Genomic DNA, 8,013 nt, shown 5'->3' with positions numbered 1-8,013 from the left:
CGCAGCTCAGCGGAAACATTTCCTCAACCACCACCGGTTTGCCGATGTCGTACGCCGCCAGAGCGGTAAGGGCGCCGATGGCGTCGTTTTGCTTCGGGTAAAAGTGGACGCTTACAAAATCCAGATTGGCCGAAACTTCCTTGGAATAAAACAGCGGCTTGGCCTTGGGAAACACGTACACCCAGGGAATCACCCCCACGGTGACCAAATGTCGCTGGTCGTGTTTCCGGATGGCGGCGGAGAGTTTCTCCACCCAGGCTTTGGCCACGTCCGTCACATACGATGCGGGAAAACCGCCCGTCGGGATCTGTGAGGGGGGCACCGGGCAACCGGTGTCCCTACCTCGACAAAAATATAACTGAAGAAAAACGAAGTTTGGAACCAGAAATCTCCCAGGTCGATCTGAGTCATCGTTCGAGTTTTGAATACACATCACTCAAGGCGGACACACCCAAGGTGGATTATTGACCAATGTCCCATTCTCCCCTATCCTATTCCCATGCGCATCCATACCATCGTATGCTGGCAACGCGGTCACCCGGTCGCCCCGGACTACCGGAAATTTTCCCATTCCATTCGGGCCAGTAGCTGTTGGCTCGCGATCTTCTTGGCGTGGTCCATCTCCCCAACCGCTTCCGCCGCAGGTTTCACCAGACCGGGCAAGGTTACCTTTTCCAATGGGGAATCCGTGGAAGGTAAAGTATCGCAAACGCCCGGTTCGGTGCTCCAAATGCATATTGATGGCAAACAGATTCGCACCACCACGATTGACAAGGTGCGCGAAATCCGGTTTGCCGCGTTGGAAGAGAAAATGGAGCGGCACTGGCGATTTGCCGAGGCAGGGCAAACCAGAAAAGAGTTCTGGGGCAAGCCATACCTGACGCGCACGCTGATGACCACTCTCGTGCTATCCAACGGAGAGAAGATCACGGGCCATCTATACACCACTGTCTTTTACCTGGAACATGAAGACAGTGATAAGGTGGAAAAGGTCATCGTCAAGGCTAAGGCGACCGGCAAAGACGGCGAGGGCGCGGATTCGTTGCGCTACCCGACGCTGATCAGCTTCTCAGACGTACCGACGGAGATGGAAGAGACCATCAAGTTTCGCATTAATCACGAGATCATCGGCGACAAGACGGAAGTCGCCGCCGCCACCTGGGGCGCTTTGATGCCGTTTACCGCGAAGAAGACTTCCACTCCGAATGTATATTCGATGACGTCCCCGCTGGGGAACGATGTATTTCTGGCCGCCCGCGTTGGCGACCGCATTGTGGCGGGCTGGCCTTCCGCCAAGGATGAGAAGTTCTTCACGATGATCAAAACCAACCTGGTCATTAACGAGGACTTTTACGACGACCGCAAGTTGCTCGGGGTGTATTACGACAAAAAAGCATCCGACATCTATTCCATTACCATGATGCACCGGGTGGGCAAAACCACACTCGATGCCGAGAAGTCCCAACCGTGGCGGCTGGTGGTGCAGCGCTGGAAATATGATGAGGAAAGCCAGCAGGTGTTGTTGGGCGGACGCGGCTATTTCTTCCGGGGCATCCTCAAGAAAGGCGACACCCCGCCGCCAGTGGAGTTATCGCCCAAATTATGGAAGCTGACCAAATCCGGGGAGGAATGGGTGGCTGGCACCGGGCCGGAGGCGAAATAGCCGGTTGGCCCGATCACCCCCAGAGCGGATAAAGTGAGTTACTTTTTCAGTAACTGAGGCGTCAATTTGCCGAGACTGCTTTCCAGTGCTGCCCCCGCCTTGTCAATGGCGGCGGCCACGGCGGCATAGTAATGGTGGGAATAATAAAAGGCCTCGGCGACTTCGGGATCAATCAAACAAGTCTGCCCGGCCTTGACATCCGGCATCACCAGTTGCCGACCTTGGGTGAAGTTCAGTAAATTCATACGGCTCCGTCCGCCATTGGCGTGAATCACTTTCTTCAGCAAAATGCAGCGGCGTAGCCGCAGTAAATCATCCTCCGTCCGCAACAGGATGACATGTTGTTGTTCGCCATTGGGAAACGGTTGATTGCCATCCCAAAGCTGCCGGTCCCAATCGGTTTTCGAGCAATCCACGAGGGAAATTTCGGGGATGGGGTCTTGCAGCATCTCTGCCGCATTGGTGCGCATCAGCTGGTTGAAGTGGATGGAAATTGCCTTGTCAGGATGTTTTTTCTGGAATTGCTTCATGTCCGGCACGCCGAATTGTTCTTTTAAAACCTCCTCAAACCAGATCACGTCATACCCGCCGGTCTGTTTCTTACCGAAGAGAATGAGGTTGTCGGTGCGAATGGCACCCAACAGGGAATCGCGCGCACGGCCATCCTCATACAAGCGGCGGATCATTTGATAGATCATGCGTTGCACCAGGCATTCTTCGCCCGGCAGATGATTCTTGGACCAGATATCAAACGGTGACTGTGAGGCCAGACGGTAATCATTCACAATGGCCTGATTGGCCAGATTGCGGTAACGGGCGATGCGCGGGTCGTTGGCAATGAAGCTCAAGTCGTACACGTCCTCGGATCGAATGCGGTAGGTGCTCTTGAACAGTTGGTTGCCAAACTCGTCGAAGGTATCCTGATCCCGAGGCAGATAGCGCCCGCCGGCAAGCTCGTTGTCGCCGGAGAGAATATGAGGCGTGAGCACGATGATTACCTCGCGTTTACTGTTGGAGTGCAGCTTGGTTTTAAACGCATTGCCAAGGTACGGAATGTCACCCAGCAGCGGGATTTTCAATTCAGTTGTTTGATTTTCCTTGCTAATCAACCCGCCGATGATGAACGGCGTGTTGTTCATGATGCGCGCATACGTTTGAATTCGGCGGGTGGCTATCTGCGGCGCCCGCGCCAGCACTTTTTCCCCATCCTTGATTTCCAGCGGATCATTCATGTCGGTGGACACGATGGTATCTATCAACATCCCCACCTCGCGGCCATCACCCGTGACGCGCGGCAGGATATTCAGGGAAATACCGATGGGCAGGTACCGGAAATTGAAGCCCATGCGACTGACCCCGGTGACTTGCCCGTAATCGAGCATGGTGGCAATGGGAATATCCTGGCCAACCCGGATGGTGGCCTGCCGATTATTGAGAGTAAGCACGCTGGGGCGGGAGAGCATTTCCGCCTTTTTATTTTGCACCAGCGCGCGCAATTTGACCTGCCAGTTTTCAGCAAAGCCATTGAGACTATTCAGGCCACTGGCGAGCGTGGAGGCGGGCAAAACGGCTGCGACGGCAGGATTAGCCGTCATCAAGGGTGGCTTGGTGGCGGCATTGGGGTCAACCGCCCCCATCATGTACTGGAACTTGCCTTCACTAAATTGCCATTCGATGCCCAGTTCCTTGAGTCCTTCCTCGCTGATTTCCAGTACCATGCCCTCGACGAAAATCTGGCCAGCGGGACGATCCACCGTGTCTTCAAGCATGCGCTTCACGCGATTAAGCTGTTCGGGGTGAGCCGGATGGTAGTAGATGATCAGTTGGGAGGCGGGCGACATGTTGGGGTCCGACGGCAACGAAGTGGCCACACCAGGGGTCATGGACAGGTCAAACGCACCAGCCGCCGTGGTCTCTTTGCCGAGCAACCCCATCTGGTTGGTAGAAGGCCCGGGCAACGGCGCAATCACCGGCAGTTGCGCAAACGGAATCGGGAAGGTTATTTTGGACATATCGTCCAGAGTCGTCACCCCAAGGCCCTTAAGCGCAGTCAGCGCCCCTTTGATGTCCATGTAGCTGAGTTGGGTGGTCGTGTAACTCAGGTCACTGATATTAAGGTTTTCCCGGCCTTGTTGAATGGACTTGACCACCGTAGCGACCCGGCTCTCCACTGAGGCCACATCTGGGTTTGAGCTTCGTTTCTCTCCTTCCACCAACACCCCATGCACGATCAATTGCGCAGCTTGCGAATAATACGTTTTACTGGCCAGGCGCAGCACCTGGAGTTGCCCACCCGCTTTACGAACCAATGCGACAGCATGTTCGGCATCCTCGGCCAGTGGGGGTAACAGGTTCCGTTCCGTGCTCGAAGCCTTGACATAGCCGAGTTCGGTTTCAAACCGCAGGCAAAGCGCAGCAATAATTTCCTCGGTTTCGGTGGCCGAAAGTTTGGGCAACTGCACCAGCACCCCTGCAATTCCAGGACCCGCCGCAACCGGAACAACTACGGGAGCGGGAACAGCAGGTGGTGTGGGAACAGTCGATGCCGGTTCTTTCTTGGGCTCGTTTTGCGCCAGCGCCTGAGCCATTTGCAGCAAACCATCCTCGCGCGCCTCCTGCGTCAGCACCCCCTGACTGGCACGCGGCTTTTCCATGGCAACCTGCTGATTTGCAGTGGTGGAAGAAATGCAACCGGTTTCCGCAACCAGCCCAAGCAACAACGCACATAGTGTGGTCGGCATCACTAGCAAGCCAGTCAGCGGCGGATATTTTAGGTGCTTCATACGCATCACAAGATTCACCATGCGCGATCCTGATGAGAATTTCAACGCCATTGTTTCACGCCATTGTTTTGAATAACCTAAGTAGGGAGATCGTCAACTCGGTAGGAGCATGGCGGTGTATTCGTGGGGTGTAAAAATGGTTTAACTCCATGCTTGACGAAATGCGGTGGATGACCTATGGTGCCCACCAATGAATTGAACGGGGTATGAGGGTAAAAGAATAACGACGCTGTGTTATCATCATTAGTAAGCGGCTTTTTGTCTCGACCGTTGCCGGGAATATCCTCGCAACCTTCTGGGCGTTGGCCAAAGCACCTGGCGCAGAAGCGCGAGGGGGAAAACGGCTTGCTTTGGACTTCCCTATTCTGTGGTGTTATCAGCCTGTTCCTGAGTGCGTTGTTGATCTATCTGATAATCCTCTAATAGACAGACGCAGAATTTTTTGGGGTGTGCCAAATGAAACAAAAAAACCTTTTTGGACGGGACATTCTGGACGAGAATTTGGGAGTGAGCAGCCTCCTGTGGATATCCGTGTGCTGTGGCGTAGTAAGTTTATTTCTTACTGCGATTTGGGTCCATTTTGTGGTTTCATAAACCTCTCAGGAGGTCGTGGTCATTTCATTTTACGGACGCTTATTTTCATGCGGTGCTTGGAGGGTTTTAGAATTTTTTCATCGCTCGGACGACAGTGTTTGCAACAGTTGAATGGCTTCCGAATATCCCGGCGCAAGTTCCAGCGCCCGGCTAACGGCGGAACGCGCCTCACGCACCCGCCCCAACCGGGCAAGGATAGTGGCACGCGCATAGGGGATTTCCCGGGAACCGGCATTCAACATCTCGGCGCGGCTAAGCGCCGTCAGCGCCTGGTCGGACTGGCCGGCAGCAGAATAGGATAACCCAAGATTGTACCACGCCTGACTGTATTGGGGATCGAGTTTCACGGCCTCCTCCAAGGCATTCAAGGCGGCCTTGGGCTGACTGGCCTCGTGATAGGCCAGGCCCAATTTGAAACGATATTCCGCATCGCGCGGGACCAGTTTGCAGGCGATTTCCAATTCGCGCACGGCTGCGGCAGACTGGCCATTCTGGCTCAGACAAACCGCCAGTGCATGATGCAGCGGGGCCGACCCACCATCCCAACTCACCGCTTTTTGGAACGAGGCCAGCGCCCCCTCATGATCGTTGCGATCGTTTTGGAATACGCCCATTTGCAGCAACCCGGATGGCTGATCCAGGTTATGCCGCAGATAGCGCATCAGGTCCTGGCCAGCCAACGAGTTGGTGTCCACCGTAGTCCGCAATGACCAAGCCGCCTCCACGCGCACGGCACGAGAAGGATCATTCAACAAGTTCCCCAAAACGCTCCGGGCATACGTACTCTGGGTCGGCTCAAGACACCGGGCGGACACCGCGCGCACCATGGGCGCGGGGTCCTTGGCCTGTTCCAGCAAAGCATTAATAACCTTGGGTTCCTGGCTCCAACGGCGCGCAAGCCCGGTAGCCGACGCTCGCCAAAGCGCGTTTTTATCCTCCCGTGCCACTTTCAGCAGGGCATCCAACGCGGTGGCTTCGCCATTACGCGCCTTGGCGATCGTGGTCGCGCGAGCGCGATAAGGTCGGTCCATCTTTTTGCCATACCATTTCTGCGTCCAATCCAAAGCCCACTCCATCGTCTCCGTCTGATTGGTGTGACAACGGTTACAGGCATTGGGGATGGCGAACTGTTTGGTGAGGAGGGGATCAGGAATGGTGAACCCGTGATCGTGGCGCGGATGCCGCTGCATGTACGTGGTGATCGGCATGTGGCACCCCGTGCAGGAGTCTCCACCGGCGTTGACCTTATGATGCGCATGGGTGGCGGGAACAATTCTGGGTGCCGGGGGAATTGGGGCACTGTGGCAAGTGAGGCATAAGGCGTTGCCTGTGAGGCGCGGTTTGGCGGTATGCGGATCGTGACAATCAATACAGCGGACTTTCGAGGCATACATCCGGCTGCCGAGAAAGGCGGTGTATTCGTAATCTTCATCACGAATCTGGCCATCCGGATAGAAGGTATCCGTTTCATCGGGAATGGTGAGGCTGTGATGGTCAAAAAACGAATCGCCAGGTTTGAAATCGCCAGTGAACTCTCCCCGGCGGGCATGGCACATACCACAGGTATCGAACACCTGATTCTTGTCCATTTTTTGTAGCGTGGGATCTTTGCGGCTGGGATTCCTCGGGCCAGGTGGCGGGGGAAACAATTTCTGCCAGGCAACATGGTCTGCCATGGGGCCGTGGCAAGCCTCACAGCCAACTCCCATTTCGACCATGGCGGTATTGTAGGTATCGGTGGCGGGTTGATAATTCTTTCGCAGGCGGGTGTTGTGGCACGCCGCACACATCGTGTTCCACGTCATGCCGCGCCCGGTCCAGTGCCCCCATTCGCCCGCCTGACGGTCTTCATTGCCATACACATTGAACCAATCGCCTTTTTTAGGGTCAGACGCAATCTCAGCGACCTGATAACGGCCATCGGGCTTGGCGATGAGATATTGGCGTAACGGGTCATGTCCGATCACACGGTCGGCGATAAAAGTCTCCGCCTTGCCGGAGGGACCTTGGGTAAGGAGTTCGCAACGGCGCTGCGTGAATCGGACCGTGGAGGTTTGCGTCCCGTGCTTGAAGGTTTGTGATGGAGAAAACGCGGCGGTATCCAATTCCGGTTTGAGCGGGCGTTCGGCCAAGGCGTGGTGCGAGGCACGCCAGGGAGTGAAGGCGGGCTCGTGGCACGCCAGGCAGCTTTGAGAACCGGCGTACTTTTGATAGGCAACCGGCTGCGGTTCCGCGTAATTGAAAAGCAGGGCGGAAACACCATGCTTGGGTTGCGTCAAGCCAGACCGCTGGCGCACAACCAGAAAAAGACCAACGCCAATGACGAGGCACAAAACCAGCGAGAAGCCAGCGGCAATTAAAAGACCGCTGGCGGGCCGCTTTGGCTTTGACTGTTTAATACTGTCACCCATGTCGTGAACCAACCCCACTTTAATTTTGGGGGACTCAAATGTAAAGAAATGAGCAAACTTTCCTGCAATTTCGCACGACGGGATTAGCTTTATCCTGAGTGCAGGAATTTGTATTTTTGCCGGGCGGTCCGCCTGCTGAAAGACCACGCGGCATCCGTAATTGAAGCCAAAGCGCGGCCGGCGGACCTGTGCGAGGCAAGTCCGCTGGAGACCTGATGGACTCAGGTTTTTACGTTGCTAATAAAATTCGGCTGCCACCGGGGGCACCTACCCGCTGAACAAGGAAAGCGGCCAGGAACAGAGCAACGAGCGGTAAATCTGTTGGCGCAGTTCCTGCAACGTCACTTGCCTCAGGCGGAACCGTTTGCCATGCAAGATGGCAAAGGCGTGAAAGAGCGTGAAGGCGATGATTTTTATCCACAATAGCGCCTGCACGGCCACCGGATGATGGTGCGCACAATGCGTCAGATGCCAATGTTGGGTCAGTTGGCCAAAGGCATTGTTCTCGATCCGCTATACACCTGCGCATAAATACCGCTACATATGAACTGGAAAAACCTTG

Annotated in this window: 5 protein-coding genes; 1 reads left to right on the top strand and 4 read right to left on the bottom strand. The window is 55.3% G+C overall.

Annotation, left to right across the window (positions count from 1 at the left end):
- Nucleotides 1–322 (bottom strand): hypothetical protein (locus tag WCO56_27550; protein MEI7733357.1); only part of this gene is annotated, 322 nt, incomplete at its 3' end.
- 177 nt (nt 323–499) lie between these two features.
- On the opposite strand from WCO56_27550, the gene WCO56_27545 reads away from it, so the two are divergent.
- A complete protein-coding gene (locus WCO56_27545; protein MEI7733356.1) occupies nt 500–1,663 on the top strand; it encodes a hypothetical protein in 1,164 nt (387 codons plus the stop codon).
- A 38-nt stretch (nt 1,664–1,701) separates the two neighbouring features.
- Here WCO56_27545 and WCO56_27540 read toward each other — a convergent pair whose 3' ends face one another.
- The 3 genes from WCO56_27540 to WCO56_27530 form a co-directional block, all read right to left on the bottom strand.
- A complete protein-coding gene (locus tag WCO56_27540; protein ID MEI7733355.1) occupies nt 1,702–4,446 on the bottom strand; it encodes a hypothetical protein in 2,745 nt (914 codons plus the stop codon).
- Nucleotides 4,447–5,117: 671 nt separating this feature from the next.
- A complete protein-coding gene (locus tag WCO56_27535) occupies nt 5,118–7,451 on the bottom strand; it encodes an ammonia-forming cytochrome c nitrite reductase subunit c552 (protein MEI7733354.1) in 2,334 nt (777 codons plus the stop codon).
- Between the two features lie 267 nt (nt 7,452–7,718).
- A complete protein-coding gene (locus WCO56_27530; protein ID MEI7733353.1) occupies nt 7,719–7,886 on the bottom strand; it encodes a hypothetical protein in 168 nt (55 codons plus the stop codon).
- Between the last annotated feature and the right edge of the window lie 127 nt (nt 7,887–8,013).

The organism is Verrucomicrobiota bacterium (assembly GCA_037139415.1).
Classification (GTDB): domain Bacteria; phylum Verrucomicrobiota; class Verrucomicrobiia; order Limisphaerales; family Fontisphaeraceae; genus JBAXGN01.
This window is presented reverse-complemented; position numbering and strand designations above follow the sequence as displayed.

Bases quoted from the DNA above. Each gene is read 5' to 3' on its own strand.
- WCO56_27535 (MEI7733354.1), bottom strand. From the start codon at position 7,451: ATGGGTGACAGTATTAAACAGTCAAAGCCAAAGCGGCCCGCCAGCGGT.
- WCO56_27545 (MEI7733356.1), top strand. From the start codon at position 500: ATGCGCATCCATACCATCGTATGCTGGCAACGCGGTCACCCGGTCGCC.
- WCO56_27540 (MEI7733355.1), bottom strand. From the start codon at position 4,446: ATGAAGCACCTAAAATATCCGCCGCTGACTGGCTTGCTAGTGATGCCG.